General features: G+C 71.4%; 22 protein-coding genes. 6 read left to right on the plus strand and 16 right to left on the minus strand.

The window, feature by feature from the left end; all coding sequences use genetic code 11:
* The first annotated feature begins 132 nt into the window (after positions 1 to 132).
* Together ACP56T_RS18135 and xoxJ are read left to right on the plus strand one after the other, a co-directional pair.
* Positions 133 to 720, plus strand: coding sequence for a c-type cytochrome, methanol metabolism-related (locus ACP56T_RS18135; protein WP_430913556.1), 588 nt, complete (start codon positions 133 to 135; stop codon positions 718 to 720).
* The gene (gene xoxJ, locus ACP56T_RS18140; protein ID WP_430913557.1) at positions 720 to 1,574 is read left to right on the plus strand and encodes a rare earth element methanol dehydrogenase accessory protein XoxJ; all 855 of its coding nucleotides are present in this window, start codon (positions 720 to 722) and stop codon (positions 1,572 to 1,574) included. Before ACP56T_RS18135 ends, xoxJ begins: the two co-directional genes overlap by 1 nt.
* Positions 1,575 to 1,611: 37 nt before the next feature.
* Here xoxJ and folK read toward each other — a convergent pair whose 3' ends face one another.
* From folK to ACP56T_RS18220, 16 genes are all read right to left on the minus strand, one after another.
* On the minus strand, positions 1,612 to 2,091 hold the full coding sequence (folK, locus tag ACP56T_RS18145; protein ID WP_430913558.1) for a 2-amino-4-hydroxy-6-hydroxymethyldihydropteridine diphosphokinase: 480 nt from the start codon (positions 2,089 to 2,091) through the stop codon (positions 1,612 to 1,614).
* Positions 2,088 to 2,465 (minus strand): dihydroneopterin aldolase, encoded by a 378-nt coding sequence (gene folB / locus ACP56T_RS18150; RefSeq protein WP_430913559.1) that lies wholly within the window; start codon positions 2,463 to 2,465, stop codon positions 2,088 to 2,090. Before folB ends, folK begins: the two co-directional genes overlap by 4 nt.
* Positions 2,462 to 3,241, minus strand: coding sequence for a dihydropteroate synthase (gene folP / locus ACP56T_RS18155; RefSeq protein WP_430913599.1), 780 nt, complete (start codon positions 3,239 to 3,241; stop codon positions 2,462 to 2,464). The genes folB and folP overlap by 4 nt, the downstream gene beginning before the upstream one ends.
* A 157-nt stretch (positions 3,242 to 3,398) precedes the next feature.
* The gene (locus ACP56T_RS18160; protein ID WP_430913560.1) at positions 3,399 to 3,764 is read right to left on the minus strand and encodes a hypothetical protein; all 366 of its coding nucleotides are present in this window, start codon (positions 3,762 to 3,764) and stop codon (positions 3,399 to 3,401) included.
* The gene (locus ACP56T_RS18165) at positions 3,745 to 4,467 is read right to left on the minus strand and encodes a hypothetical protein (RefSeq protein WP_430913600.1); all 723 of its coding nucleotides are present in this window, start codon (positions 4,465 to 4,467) and stop codon (positions 3,745 to 3,747) included. Before ACP56T_RS18165 ends, ACP56T_RS18160 begins: the two co-directional genes overlap by 20 nt.
* Entirely contained in the window at positions 4,467 to 5,612 is a 1,146-nt protein-coding gene (pqqE, locus tag ACP56T_RS18170; RefSeq protein ID WP_430913561.1) for a pyrroloquinoline quinone biosynthesis protein PqqE, read from the minus strand. Before pqqE ends, ACP56T_RS18165 begins: the two co-directional genes overlap by 1 nt.
* The gene (pqqC, locus tag ACP56T_RS18175) at positions 5,609 to 6,709 is read right to left on the minus strand and encodes a pyrroloquinoline-quinone synthase PqqC (RefSeq protein WP_430913562.1); all 1,101 of its coding nucleotides are present in this window, start codon (positions 6,707 to 6,709) and stop codon (positions 5,609 to 5,611) included. Before pqqC ends, pqqE begins: the two co-directional genes overlap by 4 nt.
* A gap of 149 nt (positions 6,710 to 6,858) precedes the next feature.
* The gene (gene pqqB, locus ACP56T_RS18180; RefSeq protein WP_430913563.1) at positions 6,859 to 7,758 is read right to left on the minus strand and encodes a pyrroloquinoline quinone biosynthesis protein PqqB; all 900 of its coding nucleotides are present in this window, start codon (positions 7,756 to 7,758) and stop codon (positions 6,859 to 6,861) included.
* A 43-nt stretch (positions 7,759 to 7,801) separates the two neighbouring features.
* On the minus strand, positions 7,802 to 7,891 hold the full coding sequence (pqqA, locus tag ACP56T_RS18185; RefSeq protein ID WP_018043604.1) for a pyrroloquinoline quinone precursor peptide PqqA: 90 nt from the start codon (positions 7,889 to 7,891) through the stop codon (positions 7,802 to 7,804).
* Between the two features lie 186 nt (positions 7,892 to 8,077).
* Positions 8,078 to 8,782, minus strand: a complete 705-nt coding sequence (locus ACP56T_RS18190) for a response regulator transcription factor (RefSeq protein WP_430913564.1) — start codon at positions 8,780 to 8,782, stop codon at positions 8,078 to 8,080.
* Entirely contained in the window at positions 8,779 to 10,380 is a 1,602-nt protein-coding gene (locus ACP56T_RS18195; RefSeq protein WP_430913565.1) for a sensor histidine kinase, read from the minus strand. Before ACP56T_RS18195 ends, ACP56T_RS18190 begins: the two co-directional genes overlap by 4 nt.
* 112 nt (positions 10,381 to 10,492) lie before the next feature.
* Complete coding sequence (locus ACP56T_RS18200) at positions 10,493 to 10,699, minus strand: hypothetical protein (protein WP_430913566.1); 207 nt, start codon at positions 10,697 to 10,699, stop codon at positions 10,493 to 10,495.
* A gap of 107 nt (positions 10,700 to 10,806) precedes the next feature.
* Complete coding sequence (locus ACP56T_RS18205; RefSeq protein ID WP_430913567.1) at positions 10,807 to 11,601, minus strand: formylmethanofuran dehydrogenase subunit C; 795 nt, start codon at positions 11,599 to 11,601, stop codon at positions 10,807 to 10,809.
* Positions 11,598 to 12,536: a formylmethanofuran--tetrahydromethanopterin N-formyltransferase gene (fhcD, locus tag ACP56T_RS18210; RefSeq protein WP_430913568.1), complete on the minus strand. Its 939-nt coding sequence runs from the start codon at positions 12,534 to 12,536 to the stop codon at positions 11,598 to 11,600. Before fhcD ends, ACP56T_RS18205 begins: the two co-directional genes overlap by 4 nt.
* A 150-nt stretch (positions 12,537 to 12,686) precedes the next feature.
* Complete coding sequence (locus ACP56T_RS18215; RefSeq protein ID WP_430913569.1) at positions 12,687 to 14,330, minus strand: formylmethanofuran dehydrogenase subunit A; 1,644 nt, start codon at positions 14,328 to 14,330, stop codon at positions 12,687 to 12,689.
* Positions 14,330 to 15,397: a molybdopterin-binding domain-containing protein gene (locus ACP56T_RS18220; RefSeq protein WP_430913570.1), complete on the minus strand. Its 1,068-nt coding sequence runs from the start codon at positions 15,395 to 15,397 to the stop codon at positions 14,330 to 14,332. Before ACP56T_RS18220 ends, ACP56T_RS18215 begins: the two co-directional genes overlap by 1 nt.
* A 262-nt stretch (positions 15,398 to 15,659) precedes the next feature.
* Between ACP56T_RS18220 and ACP56T_RS18225 the strand changes: the two genes are divergently transcribed.
* The 4 genes from ACP56T_RS18225 (at position 15,660) to mch (ending at position 19,813) form a co-directional block, all read left to right on the plus strand.
* Entirely contained in the window at positions 15,660 to 16,688 is a 1,029-nt protein-coding gene (locus tag ACP56T_RS18225) for a beta-ribofuranosylaminobenzene 5'-phosphate synthase family protein (RefSeq protein ID WP_430913571.1), read from the plus strand.
* Between the two features lie 110 nt (positions 16,689 to 16,798).
* The gene (locus ACP56T_RS18230; protein ID WP_430913572.1) at positions 16,799 to 17,692 is read left to right on the plus strand and encodes an NAD(P)-dependent methylenetetrahydromethanopterin dehydrogenase; all 894 of its coding nucleotides are present in this window, start codon (positions 16,799 to 16,801) and stop codon (positions 17,690 to 17,692) included.
* 11 nt (positions 17,693 to 17,703) lie between these two features.
* A complete protein-coding gene (locus ACP56T_RS18235; RefSeq protein ID WP_430913573.1) occupies positions 17,704 to 18,894 on the plus strand; it encodes an ATP-grasp domain-containing protein in 1,191 nt (396 codons plus the stop codon).
* The gene (gene mch, locus ACP56T_RS18240; RefSeq protein ID WP_430913574.1) at positions 18,839 to 19,813 is read left to right on the plus strand and encodes a methenyltetrahydromethanopterin cyclohydrolase; all 975 of its coding nucleotides are present in this window, start codon (positions 18,839 to 18,841) and stop codon (positions 19,811 to 19,813) included. The genes ACP56T_RS18235 and mch overlap by 56 nt, the downstream gene beginning before the upstream one ends.
* Positions 19,814 to 19,833: the final 20 nt, after the last annotated feature.

The raw sequence follows: 19,833 nt of genomic DNA on the forward strand, positions 1-19,833 counted from the left end.
GGGTGCCGGCGCGGGTTTCCGCGCCGGCACCCTTATGATTATATGCTTCTCAAGGAGGTCCAAGCCCGCCTCGAGCGGGTACGCCTCTGGAATCTCAGGGAGAAACGACCGTTGCATTACCTCAGCAAAGTCATGCGGCCAGCCGTTGCCGCCCTCGCCCTAGCGACGCTCTCCGCCGTCGCCGTACATGCTGAGGATACCAAGCCCGCCGACGCCGCCCTCGCCAACTCCTTCAACGACAACGACAAGACCGCCGAGAAGGACGAGAAGCTGCTCAAGCGCGACCAGGCCGTGAAGGTCGAGGACGGCAAGTATCTGGACGCCGACGGGCATCCGACCTTCCACGTCACCGACAACGGCAAGAAATACGACTGGTACGCCTATTCGGGATACCGCCGCTATCACGCCGAGTGCCATGTCTGCCACGGCCCCGACGGCATGGGCTCGACCTACGCCCCCGCGCTCAAGGATTCGCTGAAGCATCTCTCCTACGAGGAGTTCATCGGCATCCTCGCCGGCGGCAAGCAGGACGTGAATTCGTCCGACCAGAAGGTGATGCCCGCCTTCGGCGATAACAAGAACGTCATGTGCTACGCGGACGATCTTTACGTCTACCTGAAGGCCCGCGCGGCCGGCGCCATGGGCCGCATCCGCCCGAGCGACAAGGAAGACAAGCCCGAGACGGCCAAGAAGAACGAGAAGGAGTGCATGGGCGGCTGATGGCGCGCTCACGCATCTCGACCTGTCTCGCCCTCGCGCTCCTGCTGCTTCCGGCAGGGGCGCGAGACGCCGTATCGCAGCAGATGCCGGATCTCGTCACAACGGACGTGCTGCGCGTCTGCGCGGATCCCGGCAACATGCCGTTCTCCGAGCGCAAGGAAGACGGATTCGAGAACAAGATCGCCGGGATCATCGCCGACGAATTGAAGGTGAAGCTCCGCTACTACTGGCTGACCCAGGGGCCGGGCTTCGTGCGCAACACCCTCGGCACCGGGCTGTGCGACCTGATCCTCGGGTCCGCCTTCGGCAGCGACATCGTCCAGACCACCAATCCCTATTACCGCTCGGCCTATGCCCTCGTGACCCGCAAGGGCGAGTTCGAGGGCGGCGTCGCCAGGCTCGACGACCCCCGCCTCAAGGGCAAGAGCATCGGCGTCATCGCCGGCACCCCTCCGGTGAACCGGATGGGCGAGCTCGGGATGATCGGCACGATGCGGGCCTACGCGCCCTACCAGCTCGATCCCTCGCGCAAGCACCAGACCGTCGGCGCCGAGATCGTCGCCGATCTCGCGGCGAAATCCATCGACGCGGCGATCCTCTGGGGCCCGGCCGCCGGCTGGCTGGCCCGGCAGAGCGGCACGGCGATGGAGGTGGTCCCGCTGCTCCAGGAGCCCGAGCGGCCGCCGATGAGCTACCGCATCGCCATGGGCGTGCGCATCGGCGAGAACGACTGGAAGCGCAGCCTCAACACCATCCTGCGCAAGCGCCGCGCAGATATCGAGAAGGTGCTGCGCGACTACGACGTGCCGCTGCTGGAGGACGAGGGCAACAAGCTCCTCGACCCGTCGCACTGAAGCGAGAAGGCCGGCATGTCCGGCCTTGTTCGCGCCGTCAGATCCGCTCGATCCCGCTCCGGTCGAGCTTCGACAGAGCCTCCGTCACGCTCTCGCCGCCGATCGCCAGATCGGGGGCGATCTCCGCGAGCGGCACCAGCACGAAGGCGCGCTCGCGCACGTAGCGGTGCGGCAGCACCAGCCGCTCGTCGTCCACCTCGGCGCCGGCATAGTACAGCACGTCGATATCGATGATGCGCGGCCCCCAGCGCCGCTCGCGGACGCGGCCCATGGCGGTCTCGGCGGCGAGGCAGGCGCTCAGGAGGTCGTGCGGGCTCAAGCGCGTGTCGACGCCGAGCGCCCCGTTCAGGAACCAGTCCTGATCGGTGTCGCCCCAGGGCGGGGTGCGGTAGTCGTGCGAGCGCGCGACGATGCGGATGCCGGGCACCGCGCCGAGGCGATCGACGGCCTCCGCCAGCATGGCGACCTTGTCGCCGACATTGCTGCCGATCCCGAGATAGGCCCGCGCCTCGCTCACGCCGCGCCCTCCCGCGTCCGAACGATCTCGACGGCGATCCCCTCGAGCACCGCCGGCACCGGGGCGCTCGGCTTTTCGACCCGCACGCGCAGCGCCCGCACCAGGGGGAAACCGTCGAGGATCGCCGCCGCGATGGCCTCCGCGAGCGCCTCGATCAGGGCGAAGCGGCGCTGCGTGGCGATCTCGACGGTCAGGACCGAGAGGTCGGCGTAGCTCACCGTATGCGCCACGTCGTCCGTGCGGCCGGCCCGGCTCAGGTCGACCTCGCAATCGAGGGAGATGTAGAAGCGCTGCCCGAGCCGCTCCTCCTCCGGCAGCAGGCCGTGATGGGCGAAGACCGCGAGGCGGCTGACGAGGATGCGGTCGCCGCTCATGCCGCCGCTCCCCGGCGCATCACCGCATCGGGCACGCGCAGCGCGTCGACATGGGCGGCGACGTCGTGGACGCGCACGATGTCGGCGCCGAGCGTGGCGGCCAGGACATGGCTCGCGATCGAGCCATAGAGCCGCTCGGCGGGCCGGGTCTCGCGGTCGTGGAGCCGGCCGAGGATGGATTTGCGCGAGACGCCGACGAGGAGCGGGAAGCCCAGCGCCTTCAATTCCGGTAGCCGGCGGAGGGCGTCGAGATGCTGGTCCCAGCTCTTGCCGAAGCCGATGCCCGGATCGAGCACGATGTCGCCCTCCGGCAGGCCCGCCTCGCGCGCGATGGCGAGCGAGCGCTCGAAGAAGCGGCGCATCTCGTCGAGGATGTCGAGGCTCGGGTCGATGGTCTCGCGGTTGTGCATGACGACGACCGGCGCGCCGTGCTCGGCGGCGACGCGGGCGATCTCGGGCTCGCGCTGGAGGCCCCAGACGTCGTTGACGATGCGCGCCCCAGCCTCCAGCGCGAGCCGCGCGGTGGAGGCCTTGTAGGTGTCGATGGAGACCGGCACCGCCAGCTCGGCCGCGAGCCGGCGGATCACCGGCAGGACGCGAGCCTGCTCCTCCTCGGCCGACACCGGGACATGGCCGGGACGGGTCGATTCCCCGCCGACATCGACGATGGCCGCGCCCTCCGCCGCGAGCGCCAGGGCCTGCGCCGCGGCGGCGTCCTCGGCGGCGAACAGGCCGCCGTCCGAGAAGGAATCCGGGGTGACGTTGAGGATGCCCATCACCAGGGTGCGCCGGCCGAGCTCGGGCAGCAGGCGGGCGAGGGCGGTGGTCTGGGTCACGAAGCGCTAATCCTGGCGCGGCGATACGGGCAGCGATGTGGACGAAAGCACGGTCGCGCGCAACATCCTGCAAGGCCGGAGCGCAAGGATCGCGCCGTCAGCCCCGGAAGCAGCGGATCTCGGCCTCGGCCTGGGCCCGGCGCAGGTCGGCGACCTTGTCGTCGAAGGTCTTGGTGGCGTTGAAGGCGTTGGTGCGCTGGCCGATGCCCTGGCGCATGGAGAGGATCGTGCTCGCCTGCACGTATTTGTCGTAGGGCAGGATCGAGGCGAGCGCGTCGAGGGAGCAGGAGCAGCGCTGGAGCGCCTCGCTGGTCTGCCCGTTCGCCGCCATGCAGCCGAACACGTAGTCGACCCGTGCATCGGTGGGATAGTCGTTCTCGATCTCGGCGGCGACGCCCGGCCCCGTCAGGGCGCCGAGGACGCACGCGGCGAGGACGACCCGCTCAACCCGCTTTCTGATCATAGCTCAGCCGTTCCTCGAGAAGCTCCTCGCCCTCCGCGTTCTTCGAGCGCGCCTCGATGGAGACGATCTCACCGGGCACCGAAGGAGAGGTCACGAAGGTATAGGTCATGTTGGACATGCCGCGCATGCGCTCGGCCAGGGGATCGCCCTCGAAGGGCCTGGTCTCGACGCGCCAGCCATCCACCTCGCGGCCCTGGTAGGGCACCTTGATCGCGGTCACGCTCGCCTTTTCGCGCAGGCCCTTGCGGATGGCGAGCTTGAGGTAGCGCGGATTGGCCTCCAGCACCCGCGCGAGCGACTTCAGGTGGTTCTCGAGGAAGAGCGGTATGATCGGGTTGCCCGGCATGTCCTCGAAGGGCCCCGCCGGGAAGCGGTTGGTGCCGGAGAACATCGCGACGCGGATATTGCGGTCGTTCTCGGTCTTGCCGGCGTCGATGCCCAGCTTGATCGTATCGTCGAGCACCGGGCCGAAGGGGCCCCGCGCGATGCCGGAGCGGCGCAGGTAGTCGTAGGTCAGGGTCGTTCCGGCCTGCGTGTTCCTCATCTGCGGCTGCTCGAACAGCAGGTCGGCGGCGCTCGGGGGGACCGCCGCGTTCGCCGGAGCGGCGACCGACGCCGCGGAGGAGGCGGGCTCCTGCGCCACGGCGAACGCAGGAGCGAGCAGGAGGGACGCGGCGCAGACCGAGACGGCGAGACGACGGATCACAGCGGGGCGTCCTCCTTGTGCGGCGACCGAACGTTGCTGCCGATCGTCCGGTACATGTAGTCGGGCGGGCTCTCCGCCGCCTCCTCGCTCGCCAGCGCCCGCACCTTGGCATGCAGCGGCGAGAGCGAGCAGGCCGGGTCCGTCGCCGCCGCATCGCCCGCGAGCGCGAGCGCCTGGCAGCGGCAGCCGCCCCAGTCCTTCTCGCGGCGGTCGCAGGAGCGGCAGGGCTCCTGCATCCAGTCGGTGCCGCGATAGGCGGTAAAGGCAGGCGAACTTGCCCAAATCTCCCCTAGCGAATGCTCCGTCACGTACCAGAATTCAAGCTGCGAAATCGTCTCGGCCGCGTGGCAGGGCAGCACCTTGCCCTGCGGCGTGACGTTCATGAGCTTGCGGCCCCAGCCGCCGGCGCAGGGCTTGGGATATTTCGCGTAGTAGTCCGGCACGACGAGGTCGATCACGAGCTGGCCCTTCAGGCGCTCGCGGGCGGCCTCCACGATGCGGATCGAGGCGTCGACATCGGCCTTGTTCGGCATCAGGGCGGCGCGGTTGACATAGGCCCAGCCGTAATACTGCGTATGGGCCACCTCCAGCCGCTTGGCGCCGAGCTTCACCGCCAGATCGATGAAGCCCTCGACCTCGTGGATGTTGCCGCGATGGATGACGGAGTTCAGCGTCAGCGGCAGGCCGAGGCTCGTGACCTTCTCGGCGAAGGCGAATTTCTGGGGCTGCGCGTTCCTGAGGCCGCCGATCTTCTCGGCGTTCTGCGCGTCGACGCCCTGGACAGAGAGCTGCACATGGTCGAGCCCGGCGTCGTACAGGGCCTGGAGCTTGTCGAGCGCCCGGCCGACGCCGGAGGTGATGAGGTTCGAGTACAGCCCGAGATCGGCGCAGGTCTTGGTGATCTCGACGATATCGTCGCGCGCCGTCGGCTCACCCCCCGAGAGGTGGACATGCAGGATGCCCAAGCCCGCCGCCTCGGTGAGCACCCGCTGCCAGGTCTGCGTGTCGAGCTCCTTCGAACGCCGGTCGAGATCGAGCGGGTTCGAGCAGTAGGGGCAGCGCAGCGGGCAGCGGTGGGTGAGCTCGGCGAGGAGGCCGACCGGGGCCGGCACCTCCGCCTGCGACGGCGTGATCGCGTTCATCGCTCCAGTACCCTCTTGGTGGCGAGGTCGTTGAGCATGGCGAGGACATCGGCCTCGATCACGGCGCGGTCGGCCGCATAGGTCTCGGCGAGGCGCGCGGCGATGTCGGAGACGGTGCGCTGCCCGTCGACCAGGGTCAGGACGGCGACCGCGTTGGCGTCGAGGTCGAAGGTGCGCTCGGGCGCCAGCAGCACATGCCTGTTGCGCACCTCGTCGAAGCGCATGCGCACGCCGCGCGGCAGGCGCGGCGCATGGGCCGCCTCGATCCTGCCGGTGCCGGCGGCGGCGCCCGTGGCCGCGGACGGCCTCTCGGGGACGAGCCCCTCTCCGGGGTTCCACGCGTCTGGGGGGACCATGCCGGGGGCGACATAGGCGAAGTAGAGCGCGTCGAGCTGCGTCCACAGCACGGTGCACTTGAAGGTCAGGGCCTCCATCGCCTGACGCTGGAGCGCGGGCGTCACCGCGTGCCGCTTGACGTAGTCGAGGGCGAAATCCGCGTCGCGCGGGGCCTGGGTCAGGCGCTTGTCGAAATAGGCGAGCGTCTCCTTGGTGATGAAGTCGTAGTTCTTCAGCATCCCCGCCACCCGCTCCGAGATGATCGTCGGCGAGAACATCTCCGTCAGCGAGGAGGCGATCGCTTCCAGCAGCGAGCGCTCCTTCACGAAATGCACATAGGCCTCCACGGAGAACTTCGTCGCCGACAGGATGCCCTTCGTGGACAGCACGTAGTCGCGCTCGAAGCCGACGCCCTCGGCGAGCTTCAGCCAGCGCTCGATGCCGCCGTCGCCGGGCGCGTCGCCGTCATGGTCCACGATGCGCTGGCGCCAGACACGGCGCAGCGACGCGTCCTCCATCCGCGCCAGCACGGCGGCGTCCTTCACCGGGATCATCGCCTGGTAGTAGTAGCGGTTCAGCGCCCAGGCCCGGACCTGATCCTTGCTCAGCTTGCCGTCATGCAGCAGCCGGTGGAACGGGTGCAGGTTGTGGTAGCGCCGCGCCCCGATCCCGCGCAAAGCCGCCTCCAGCTCATCCGGGGTCAGGAGCCGATCCGGATCGGCGGAGGTGGGAAAGGCGGCGGCGGGGAGGGGGGCGTTCATGGCGGGTCCTGGCGTCCGTCTCGGGGCGTTGCGTTTCCTGAAGCTATTCTAGTTGGACCGCCGCCTCCGGGCCACGGCCGAGCTTGCGCCATTCTATCGTGCGCTATCGATATGGGCCGCCGGCGGAAAACCGCCAGTTCCGGGCTCCGTCAGAGCGACAGGCTCAGCCCGTCATGGGCCACCGTCCAGCCGGCCGCCTCGACATCCGCCCGCTCCGGCGACTCCTCGACCAGGACCGGGTTGGTGTTGTTGATGTGCACGAAGATCCGCCGGCCCAGGGCGACATCGGCGAGGGCGTCGATGGACCCGCCCTCGCCGCGCATCGGTACATGGCCCATGCGCCAGCCGGTCTTGGTGCCGACTCCGGCGCGGATCATGTCGTCGTCATGCAGCACGGTGCCGTCGAAGAGCAGCGCGTCGACCCCCTCGATGCGCGCCTTCAGGCCGTCGGTGACGCGGGCGCAGCCGGGGATGTAGGCGAGCCGGCGGCCGCCGGCCTCGATCATCGCCCCCACGGTGGTCTCGGACTCGGCGCCGAGTTCCACCGCCTCTTCCTCGAGCCAGAGCGGCACCTTTCCGGGCACCGCGAAGAGCGTGACCGAGAGGCCCGGAACCGGCTCGAAGGGATCGTCGAGCCGGATCGCCGTGCGGCGCACGATGCCGGCGGCCATCACGTCGAAGACGCGGTTGTCGCCGACCGAGCCGAGGATGCCGCCGGTCGCATAAAGGGTGTAGGGCTGGCTCTCGCGCAGCGTCAGCAGCCCGGCGACGTGGTCGACGTCGCCGTTGGTCAGCAGCACGGCCTTCATCGGCGAATGGCGCAGGCCCTCGCGGGGATGCAGGGCGGGCGTGTCGTTGAATTGCTGCCGGATATCCGGCGAGGCGTTCACCAGGAGCCAGCTCTCGCCATCGGCGGAGACCGCGATGCTCGACTGGGTGCGCGGCCTGACGCGGCCGGGCTCAGCCCTCGCCAGGGAGCAGATGGGGCAGCGGCAGTTCCACTGGGGAAGGCCGCCGCCCGCGGACGAGCCGAGGATCACGACATGCATGGCATAAACCCGCCGCCAGAGACCCCCGGCCCGGCGCTCGACCTCAGTTGAAGGTGTCGATCTCGGCCGACTCGTAGCTCGTGACTTCCATGCCGACGCAGATCTCGGAAACGACGGGGGCAGCCCAGGTCATGGTGTTTCTCCGGTTGGTTTGGTTCGTCGGCCACCTTCGGAACCGCCACTTAAGAGGTTCCTAAGATACTGACGGCGCAGTCGTTTTCTGTCGCGGAGGCTGTATGGGGAATTCCGCCCGAGTCTTCAAGCGGTAAATTGCCGGATTTTCCCGAAAAACGACGTGCGGCGGTTAATGGCGCGCAATTCAGTGCCGGTAGTCCGGCCCCTTCAGGTCGAGCATGAAGCCCTTGCCGCGCACGGTCACGAGCACCGGGCCGCCGTAGCGCACGAAATCCGCCATCTTCGAGCGGAGATAGCCCACATAGACGTCGACCACGTTGAGCGAGAGGCCGCCCTGGCCGGCCCAGAGCTTGTCGAAGATCTCGCCCCGCGCGATGGGGATGTTGGGCTGGGCCATCAGCATGGCCAAGAGTTCCGCCTCGCGCGGGGTGAGCCGGGCCGAGCCCTCGCCGCAGCTCGCCTGCCGGGTGTTGAGGTCGAGGCTCAGCTTGCCGGCGGTGACGAGGGTACGCGGCTCCTCCGATTCCTGGCGCCGCAGCAGATGCGTGCGCAGGCGCGCCACCAGCTCGTCGAACACGAACGGCTTGACGATGTAGTCGTCGGCGCCGAGCGCCAGGCCCTCGGCCCGGTCGCGGATCTCGTCGCGGGCGCTGAGGAACAGGATCGGGCCGGGATAGCCGCCCTCGCGCAAGCTGCGGCAGACGTCGTGGCCGGACCCGTCCGGCAGGGTGATGTCGAGCACCACCGCCTCCGGGCTGTCGTCGCGGGCGGCAGCGAGGGCGTCGTCGACGCGGCCGGCCATGCCCACGGAAAACCCCTCGGCCTCGAGACCGCGCGCCAGCATGGCGCGGATGTCGGTGTCGTCTTCGACGATGAGGACCCGCGTCATGCGGCGCTCTCCCTGTGATCGCGCTCCTCGTACGCGGCGGCGGGTGACACGGGAAGCGCCAGTGTTACCCGTGCTCCCTTGCCGTTATCGCCGGTTCCGAGACGGATTTCGCCATCATGGCGCTCCACGACCCAGCGCGCCAGGGCCAGCCCGATGCCGAATCCCGATTCGGCGGGCCCGGCCCCGCGCCGGAAGCGCTCGAACAGCGCGCCGCCGTCGTCGGGAAAGCCGGCCCCGTCGTCGGTGACGGTGATCGCGGCCTCCCGCGCCCCGGCCGCGAGCGCCACCGTGACCCGCGTGACCCCGGCGGCATGGCGGAAGGCGTTGTCGACGAGGCCCTCGACCACCTGACGCAGCCATTCGCGGTCGGCCAGGAGCTCGACGTCGCGCTCCCCCGGCTCGAACCGCAGGCCGACCCGGCGCCGGGCCGCCTCGGACGCGGCGTTGTCCACCGCCTCGCCCAGCACGGAGGCCGCGCCGACGGGACGCCGGTCGAGCTCGATCTGGCCGGATTCGGAGCGCGCCACCCGCAGCAGGTCCTCGACCCGCCGCTGGAGGCCGCGCGCGCGCTTGCGGATGGTGGCGAAGACGGGCCCCTGGTCGACGCCGCGGGCGCTTCCCCGCGCGGCGATGTCGCATTCGCCGAGGATCACGGTGAGCGGCGTGCGCAGCTCGTGGCTGACATCGGCGAAGAAGCGCCGCCGCGAGGCATCGACCGCCTCGAGCCGCGCGTTCGCGGCGCGCAGGTCGGCGGTGCGGGCCTCCACCGTGTCCTCCAGCGCGGCCCGGTCGGCGGCGAGCCGCCCCTCGCGCCGGGAGAGGCGCGCGGCCATGCGGTTGAAGTTCGCTACCAGCAGCCCGAGCTCGTCGCGGGTCGCCACCGAGAGGCGGGTGTCGAGGGCGCCGCTGCCCACCGCGCCGGCGGCGCGCCGCACGGCCTCGATGCGGGCGAGCGTCGGCCGGGTGACGCTGCGATAGAGGACGATGACCAGCCCAAGGGCCGCAAGCACGGCGACGAGGGCCGCGATCCGCAGCCGCCAGGTCAGCTCGCGCGCCTCCTCCAGCCCCTGCGCCATGCTGCGCCGCTCGGTCTCGACCAGGAAGGACAGGGGCTGGCCGGTCATGGCGCCGAAGCCGTTCAGCGCGCCCTTGATGGCGTTCTGGCGGGCCTCGGGCTCGCTCCGGCGCTCGATCAGCGAGACCTGCCGGTCGAGCACGGCGCGGGCGCCGCGCAACTGCGACAGCGGACGCACGCGGGCGGCGTAGGGGAAGCGGTCGAGGGGATCGCCGCTCTCGACGATGCTCTTGGCCAGGGCCTCGTCCACGGCGTTGAGGGCCCGGTCGACATTGGTGCGGGCGATGGTCAGAGCCTCGGGCTGGGCATCGGGGTTGCCGACCGTCTCCAGCGCGGCGAGCCCGAACTGGGTGAGGCGTCCGGACAATTCGGCCAGGAGCTCCAGGCGCCCCTGCGCGGCGAGCGTGCGCTCGATGGTCCGCTCGGCGGCGGCGATGGAGAGCAGCACGCCCACGGCCGCCAGGATCACCAGGAAGGCGGCGCCCCCCAGGAGCAGCGCGAAGCGGGCTTTCAGCGAACGCATGGGTCTGCCGTCATGGGGCTCCCGTCCCGGCCGCGCTCTTCACGGGCGGCGCGGGCGCAAGAGTGTCATTCCCGGTCCTCCGCGCCAAGGGGACGAGAGTCGCCGGCCGCGCTCAGAGGTCCTTCGGCAGATTGGCGCGGGCGGCGCAGCGCCATTTCGCGACATGCCACTCGGGATGGGCCGCCTGCCAGGTGGCGAGCGCGCTCTGCGAGTTGCGCAGGCAGGTGATCGGGCTCATCGGCTCGTAGGACATCTCGATCCGGTCCTCGTGGCAGTTGCCCGGCTGGGACAGCATGCAGACCGACAGCAGGATGAGCATGGGCGTGGCCTCCTAACGGGCGCGCATCCGGCGCGTCGTTCACGCGCGTCGGCACCGCCCTCTTAGGAAGCTCATATGTCGCGGGGCGACAGCCCGGCGAGCCCCGTTCAGGCCGCCGCCCAGATCTCGCCCTTGGCCAGCGTGCCGAGATCGCCCGAGTAGCGCGTCAGGGTGCCCGCGGCGAGATCGGCATGAGCGGGGCTCAGCGCCTTCAGGGAGCGGGCCAGCAGCCGCAGATAGACGAGATCGTGGCTGCCCGTCGCGACGAAGGTCGGCGCCATCGCGCCGTGCCGGCCGACGAGGAGGGTGCCGCGCCGCATGCCGAAGCCCGGATGATCGCCAACCTCCAGCGCCGCGATGGTACCCGCGATCATGCGCGTCCCGGCGAGGTCGCCCGCCCGGTTCACCACGATGAGGCCGCGCCGCATGCGGTCGCCGAGACGGGGGCCGGCGGTGCCCTCGATGACGAGGGTGGCGCCGTCGAGCCCGGCCTTGGCCGCGTAGACCGCCCCGCCGGCCTGCTCCCCGGCGTCGCCCTCGATGGTGATGAGGCCGCCCGTGGCGCCGGTGCCGGCGAAGGGACCTGCCGAGCCCGCGACGGTGAGGCTGCCCCCCGCCATGCCCTCGCCGAGGCGCTGGCCGACATCGCCCTCGACCCGCAGCGTGCCTTCCGACAGGCCGGCGCCGACGCGGTCGAGCCGCTCGTGGCCGCCCTGGATCAGAAGGCTGTCCGAGCCGTCGAGCGCGATGTCGAAGCAGTCCCCCAGCACCAGCCCACGCCGGGTGGTGCCGATGGGAAGTTTGGCGGCTTCCGATTCGCTGAGCCGGCTCAGCGAGCGCGGCGTGACGGCCGAGAGATCGAGGCGCTCCGGGGGGGCCTCGCGCAGGGTGAGGACGCTCATGCTTCCGACGCCTTCGAGAGGAGGTCGCGCAGATGGTAGTGGTGGCGGCCGAGATTGCCGCCGTAATTGCCCGCCGTCACCGCGACGAGCCCGTGGGCCGCGCCGACCTCGGTGGCCGCATGCAGGCCGGCCCGCATGGATTCCGCCACCGCCTTCGAGGTCAGCGCGTCGATGACGATCTCGAGCACGACGCCGCATTCGGGCGGGAGCGCCGAACCGGCGCGACCTTTCAGGGTCGGGCAGTAGGCGTCGTTGGTGGAGGCCATCATGCCCTTGGTGCGGGCGCCGACCTTCGAGCCCGAGCGCACGATGCCGCCGGGGAAGGGCAGGATCGCGCCGGGCACGGCACGCGCCGCCTCCACCGCGATCTCGGCGACCTTCAGCGTGTCCGCGTGCGTGCGGCCGAGAAACAGGAGGTTGCCGCCGCCGACCGCGCCGTCCACCGCGCGGACGAAATCCTCGCACAGGAACTCGCCATCCATGACGGGAATGCGCCAGTAGCGCCGGGACTTGCCGGTGGCGTCGGTGATCCGCTTGGCCACGGAGAACCCGTCGCCAAAATAGCGGATCGCGCCGCCGAGCTTGATCTTCGTCGGCCCCTCGACGCCGGCATAACAGGCGGTGCCGGGGCAGGTGAGGATGCACTGGCCGACGCGCTTGAGAAGCTGGTCCTTCAGCCCGTTCGGCTCGAAGCCGAAGAGCAGGATGCGCACGCCCGGCCGCCCGTCCGGCGTCTCCTCGGGGGAAAGCTCGGCGTCGATGCCGGCCTCGGCGCCGCAGCCGATCACGGACGTGGCGAATCCCGTCATCACCGTCGCCGCGATCATCGCCCATTTGGCGGTGTCGTTGGTGACGACGATGGCGGTGCCCGCCACGTCGAACGCCTCGGCGAACGTATCGATGACCGGGATGCCGTTGAGGGAGAGGTCAGCCATCTCAGAGATCGATCTCGCGAAGCGACATCCCTCTCCCCTTTGCGGGAGAGGGTCGGGAGAGGGGAGCGCCGTATCCGGAGAGGTCGCGGTCCCCTCTCCCGCCCTGCCTCCGCAGGGCACCCTCTCCCGCAGGGGGGAGAGGGTCGATCGTCAAGCCCGGCATGCCACGTCCTCGAACACGTCCCCGACGGGGAAGGCATCGTCCGGCACCGCGAAGCTGTCGAGCCCGGCGCCGAAGCGGTCCTTCAGGTAGGCGTCCGAGCGCCTGGCCATGCCGGTATCGGCCTCGACCGACAGTTCGAGCGTCCGCCCGGCGCGCCAGTCGACGATCTCGCCGTCCTCGACGATGGTATGGCCGTCCTTCAGCACGAGCTTGGCGCGGGAGAACATCGCCGTGCGGTCCTTGTCGTCGCGATAGACCGCGACGTCGGCCCGCGCGCCCTCGCGCAGGTGCCCGCGATCGGACAGACCGAGGAGCTTCGCCGGCCCCGAGCGGGTGAGCTGGGCGACCTCCGAGAGCGTGTACTCGCGCGAGAGCGTCGGCAGCGAGGAGCGCTCGCCGACGACCTTCGGCAGGGTCGCGATCTCGCGGTCGCGCTCCTCCTTGTCCATCAGCAGATGGATGATGCGCGGATACTCCGTGAACACGCCGCCGTTCGGATGGTCGGTGGTGAGGATGGTGCGCTCGGGCTCCTTGGAGAGCAGCATCAGTTCCAGGCCGATGGCCCATTGCAGGGAGCTGGTCGGACCCTTGGGCCGGTAGAGGAAGGGCACCACGCCGCCGCCCTCGGCGTCGCCGGCGTTCAGTACCCACTTCTTCGGCTTGGCGCCCTTGCGGCCGCCGAACTGGCGCAGGATGTCCAGCGAGATCGTCACGGTCTGGCCGAAGACCACCTGGCCGACGTCGAAGGTGGCGTTGGGGTGGGCCTCCATGGCCTCGGTGATCCGCTCCGCCGCAGAGCGGAAGCCGCCGGTGTTCGGGTTCTCCGGGTCGACGACGCCGTAGGCGTAGAACTGGGCGTGGGCGAAGTGGATGCGCCGGCCTTCCGCCGCCTCCAGCGTCGCGACGAACGAGTCGTCGGCGCCGGGCAGGCCGAGATTGTTGCAGTGGACATGCAGCGGATGCGGCACGCCGATCTCCTCCACCGCGTCGAGCAGCGAGGTCATGATCTTGCGGGTCGACAGCCCGTAGCAGGGGATCTCGTCGTCGAGCGAGAGACGCAGCACGCCGTCCTTGAAAGCGGAGGCGCCGCCGGCGTTGATGCATTTCACGCCGAGCGCGCGGGACGTCGCGACGTTGAGCTGAACGAGGTCGCGGATCGCGGCCTTGCTCTCGCCGTCGCGCAGCAGGGAGAGGAGCTGGTCGTCGTTGCCCATCACCGCGAGGCCGCCGCGGTCGAGCAGCGGGATGTCGGCGAGCTCGAGCTGGGTGGCGAGCGCGTTGGACGGCGGCATCGCCGGCTCGACGGCCGTGGTGTAGCCCATGCGGGCATAGTTCGCGCCGATCCAGGAGGCCGAGCCGCCGGCCTGCGCGAAGGGATGGCCGTTCGGCGCCGCCTCGCTGACATAGAGGTCGGGCAGCAGCAGGCGCGAGAGCACGACGTTGCCGCCGGCGATATGCGAATGCACCTCGACGCCGCCGGCCATCACCACGCAGCCCGTGGCGTCGATGGTGCGGTCGGGCGCGCGCTCGGAGGGGGCGACCACGCGGCCGTCCTCGATCCAGACGTCGCCGACGCCGTCGCGGCCCGCCGTCGGGTCGACGACGCGGCCGCCGCTGATACGGGTCAGCATCAGGCAGCTTCCTTCGCTGTGAGACCGGAGAGGATCGCCTCGATCACGCCGGCAGCCGTGAGGGCCGCCGCGGCGCCGGTCGGGGCGCGGTAGCCGACGACGCCGCGCGTGTCGTCCCAGAGCACGCCGCCGACGCTCTCGCCGGGAACGCCCACCGCGATGACGACCTCGGCGGTCTCGGGCCTCGCATCCGCGCTCGCCTCGCCGACGATGGCGACGGAGGGCAGGGCGCCGAGCCAGTCCGGCCGGGGAGCGGGCAGGGTGGAGAGCCAGAGCGCGGCATCGATCTCGCCGGCCGCCGCCTGGCGGGCGGCATCGAAGCGCCAGGGATCGTGCTCGGCCACGCCCCGCCCGAACCCGACGCGGGGCGCCTGTCCCGTGGTCCAGGCGGCGAGCTGCGTCACGGCGCGGCCCTGAAAGCCATCCGCCAGGGGCAGGGCGAAGACGCGGACGGACTCGTTGAGATCCCTCACGAGTCCCTGGAGAATCTCGACGCCGAGTTCGCCGAGTTCCGCCGGATCGTAGAGCACCACCCCGAAGCGCGATGCGGACAGGCGCTTGGCCAGATCCCCGTAGGGGTCGGCCCCGGCGAGATGGCCCTTGGCGAAGGCGCGCAGCCGCCCGAGCGCCACCGGCAGGCCATGATCGGCCGGGCAAGCGAGATGCGCGGCGGCCCCCTCCGGCGCGCCGAGGGACAGCACCGCCCGCTCCGCGCCGGCGGCGACGCCGCGCGTCGGCTTGGAGGCGGTGATCGCCGCGAGCACCGGCGCCGCCCAGGGCGCCCGCCCGACGACGAGGACCGTCTCGGCACGCCCCACCGCCTCGGCGGGGGTCGTGGTCATGGCGCCGGAGCGGCTGAGGGAACCGAGCTCGGCATAGGTGCCGGCTGCGCCCGCGAGGTCGAGCGACGCACCGATCCGCCCCGCCAGCCGGTAGGCGGCACGCACCGCCGACAGCTCGGCGCAGAGGCCGGCGATCACCGGCGCCTTCGCGGCGGCGAGCAGCGCGATCGCGGCGGCGACCGCCGCGTCGGCGTCGGCCGCGCCTCCCTTCACCCAGGCTGCCATGTCCTCACCCTGACGTGTTCTGATTGCGGCGGCGGCCGGGCCCGCGAGGGTCGGCGCCATCCGATAAGCGGCTGTCGCGGGGAGCCCGTGCCTGCGCCCCGCCTTCCGCCGGGCGCACGTTTGCATCGGCCAAAGCCGGCAGGCAAGCCCGATCCGGGAGCGTCGCGGGCCGGCGCGCTCTCCCGCGCATGGACGGTTGCCCCGCGACGCCCCTCCGTGGGACAAGCCCGGCGTCACGACACACACGAGAGTAGGGATCGTCTTGGGCAGGATCCCGGACCGGGCGGAAGGCGGCGACACGCGAGGGCCGGGCACCGGCCCGGCGGACGCCGTCCGCGTCCACGCGCCCGCCCGGCTGCATTTCGGGTTCCTCGATCTCCATGGCGGGCTCGGGCGGCGCTTCGGCAGCATCGGGCTGGCGGTGGACGCCCCCGCCGTCTCCCTGGTGGCGACGGCCGGCGAGGGCCTGTCTGCCGAAGGGCCCGAGGCCGGACGCGTCCTCGCCTATGCCCGCGCGGCGGCCTCCCATCTCGGCATCGCCCCGAACGCGGCGATCCGCGTGGCGGCGGCGATCCCGCCGCATGCGGGGTTCGGCTCGGGCACGCAGCTCGCGCTCGCCGTCGCCGCCGCCCTGGCCGGTCTTTCGGGACGCCCCTTCGCGCCGGAGGATTTCGCGGACGCGCTCGATCGCGGCAACCGCTCCGGCGTGGGGCTCGCGGCCTTCACGCAAGGCGGCCTGATCGTGGATGGGGGCCGGGACGCGAGCGGCGCTCCCCCGCCGGTGATCGCGCGGCTCGCCTACCCGGACGCGTGGCGGATCGTGCTGATCCTCGACACAGGCATGACCGGCGTGCATGGCAGCCGTGAGATCGAAGCCTTCCAACACCTGCCGCGCTTCCCGGAAGCCGAGGCCGCCGAGATCTGCCGGATCGTGCTGATGCAGGCGATGCCCTCCTGCGTCGTCGGCGATGCATGGAGCTTCGGCGAGGGCATCACCCGCATCCAGCGCCTGATCGGGGACCATTTCGCGCCCCACCAGGGCGGCCGCTTCGCCAGCCCCGCCGTCGCCGAGGCCCTCGGCGCCGTGGCGGCGCAGGGCGTCGCCGGCTACGGGCAGAGCTCCTGGGGACCGACCGGCTTCGCGCTGGTGCCCTCGGAGCGGGAGGCGAGGGCGCTCGTCGCCGCGCTGGAGCGGCCCGGCCCGCTGCGGTTCCTGATCGCGCGCGGGCGCAATGAGGGCGCGCGCGTCACGCCGCTGGCGGGGAAGGGAATCGTAACGGCCGATTCGTGACGGTCTTGACCGTCGGCATCGCGTCCGGCTCATGCTCCCCGGCGCGAAAAGCCGGGACGACACCGGCGGCGGACGGAAGAGCCGCGCCGGACATCCCGGAAGGAGACCCCATGGCCCGCTCGATCCTGCACATGCTCACGCCGCTCAAGCACATGAGCCCGTTCGACGTGAACATGGCCGTCGATGCCGGCTTCGAGACGCTCGTCACCTATACCGGCGTCGATCTCGCCGACGTGACCTCCCTCACCCAGGATTCGATCTTCTCGCGCGCCCCGGCGGACGGGGTGCGCACCGGCATCTTCATCGGCGGAAAGAACGCCGAGGACGCCCTCGACATGATGGACCGGGCCAAGAAGGCCTTCGTGCCGCCCTTCATCAACCACCTCTTCGCCGATCCGGCGGGCTCCTTCACCACCGGCGCGGCCATGGTCGCCGAGGTCTCCCGCGCCCTGAAGGCGAGGTTCGGCACCGACCTGAAGGGCAAGCGCATCGTCATCTTCGGCGGCGCGGGCGTGGTCGCCTATGTCGCGGCGGTGATCGGCGCGCTCGAGGGCGCAAGGAGCGTGCTCGTCGGCCATGACGGCGAGGAACGCGTCTCGAAGATCGCCTTCACCATGAAATGGCGCTTCGGCATCGAGGTCGGCGCCGTCGACGGCTCGACCCCGGAGGCGCGCCGCGCGGCCATCGCCGAGGCCGACGTGATCCTGTCGGCCGGCCCCGCCGGCATCCCGATCCTCTCGGCCGAGGACCTCGAATCGGCCCCCAGACTCCTCGTCGCCTCCGACGTGAACGCGGTGCCGCCGGCCGGCATCGCCGGGATCGACGTCAACGCCGTCGACGTGCCCCTGCCCGTGGGCAAGGGCGTCGGCATCGGCGCGCTGGCGGTCGGCAACGTGAAGTACCAGACGCAGAGCCAGCTCTTCCGCCGGATGCTCGCCGCCGAGGAGCCGCTCTGCCTCGATTTCCGCGACGCCTACAGGCTCGCCGTCGAGATCGCCGGCTGACGACAAGGGTCGTGGATGCGGTCCTGATCGCGGCCCAGTCGGGCCGCGCGCTGGCCGAGGCCGCGCGCCGGGCGGGGTTCCGGCCCTTCGTCGCCGATCTCTTCGGGGACGAGGACATGCTGGAGGCGGCGGAGGCGCATCACCCGCTGCCCGGCCGCTTCGGCACCGGCCGGCTCGGCGGGGAGGCGGTGCTCGGCGCCCTCGACGCCCTTCATGAGCAAGCCGGCGGAAACACCCTCGGCGTGATCCTCGGCAGCGGCTTCGAGGGGGCGCCGGACCTGATGGCGCGCATCGCCGCCCGCCACCGCCTGCTCGGGGGCACGCCCGAGACCGTCGCGCTGCTGAAGGACCCGTTCCGCTTCGCCTCGCTCTGCGCGGATCTCGCGATCCCGCATCCGGCCGTCACCGCCGGGCCGGTCGCGGATCCGGAAAACCATCTCGTCAAGGGCATCGGCGGCTCCGGCGGCAGCCATATCCGCGCGGCCAAGCGGGGGAGGGCGCCGTTCGGCAGCTACCTCCAGGCCCGCGTGCCGGGACGCTCCTGCGCCCTGAATTTCCTCGGCGACGGCCGGGACGCCGTCCCCCTCGCGCTCACCGAGCAGTGGTGCGCGCCCTCGCTCCTGCGCCCGTTCCGCTATGCCGGCGCCCTGGCGCGGGGATCGGCCGAGCCCCCGACGCTGCCGCCGCGAACCGTCGCCGGGATCGAGGCCGCCGTCGCCCGCCTCGTCGCGGAGACGGGCCTTCGCGGGCTCGCCAGCGCCGACCTGATCGCAGCCGACGACGGGCGCTGGTGGCTCACCGAGATCAACCCGCGCCCCGGCGCCACCCTCGACGTGCTCGACCGCCGCGCCGTGCCGCTGGTGGCGGCCCATGTCGAGGCGAGCCTCGGACGGGCAGCCGCCCCCGGCCCCGCTCCGGTGGATGCGGCCGGCGCCGAGATCTGGTACGGGGCGCGCGAGCACCGCATCGGGCCGGCCGTCGCATGGCCGGATCACGTGCGGGACCGCCCGCGCGCCTTGTCGCTCATGCGCCGGGACGCGCCGGTCTGCACGGTCCTCGCCACGGGACCGGATGCGGCGGCGGTGAAAGAAGACTTGGCGAGGAAGGCAGCGCGCGTTCGCGCCCTCCTCGAGGGAGAGAACCACAATGAGCACGGCACCCGCTTATCCGAGCGTGAACGCGCTGACCGCCCCCCTGGTTGAGCGCCTCGTCGCCGACGCCGCCGCCCTGCGCCTGTCGGTCTCGCAGGAGGCCGGCGGCGCGCGCATGGTCGATGCCGGCGCGAGCGTGCGCGGCTCCATCGAGGCCGGCCGGCGCATCGCCGAGATCTGCCTCGGCGGGCTCGGCACCGTGAGCATCGCGCCGTCGGGCCCGATCGCATCCTGGCCCTATTCGGTGATCGTGCACTCCGCCGATCCGGTGATCGCCTGCCTCGGCAGCCAGTATGCCGGCTGGAGCCTCGCCGACGAGGGCGGCGACTCGGGCTTCTTCGCCCTGGGCTCCGGCCCCGGCCGCGCGGTCGCCGTGGTCGAGGACCTGTACAAGGAGCTCGGCTACCGCGACACCGCCGTGAAGACCGCCCTGGTGCTGGAGTCCGCGAGCGGGCCGCCGGCCTCCGTCGTCGCCAAGGTCGCCGAGGCGACGGGCCTTTCACCCGAGGACGTCACCTTCGTCTTCGCCCCGACCCAGAGCCTCGCCGGCGCGACCCAGGTCGTCGCCCGCGTGCTCGAGGTGGCGCTCCACAAGGCTCACACGGTCGGCTTCGACCTGCACGCCATCGTCGACGGCATCGGCTCGGCCCCGCTCTCGCCCCCGCACCCGGACTTCATCAAGGCCATGGGCCGCACCAACGACGCCATCATCTATGGCGGCCGGGTGCAGCTCTTCGTCGACGCCGAGGATGCCGATGCCCGGCAGCTCGCCGAGCAGCTCCCCTCGACCACGTCGAGCGACCACGGCGCGCCCTTCGCCGACATCTTCTCCCGCGTGAACGGCGATTTCTACAAGATCGACGGCGCGCTGTTCTCGCCGGCGGAGGCCATCGTCACCTCGGTGCGCACCGGCGCGACCTTCCGCGGCGGCCGGCTGGAGCCGGCGCTGGTGGACGCGTCCTTCGCGTGAGCCCTCTCTCCTCCCCCTCG

The organism is Methylobacterium endophyticum (genome assembly GCF_050591105.1).
Lineage (GTDB): Bacteria > Pseudomonadota > Alphaproteobacteria > Rhizobiales > Beijerinckiaceae > Methylobacterium.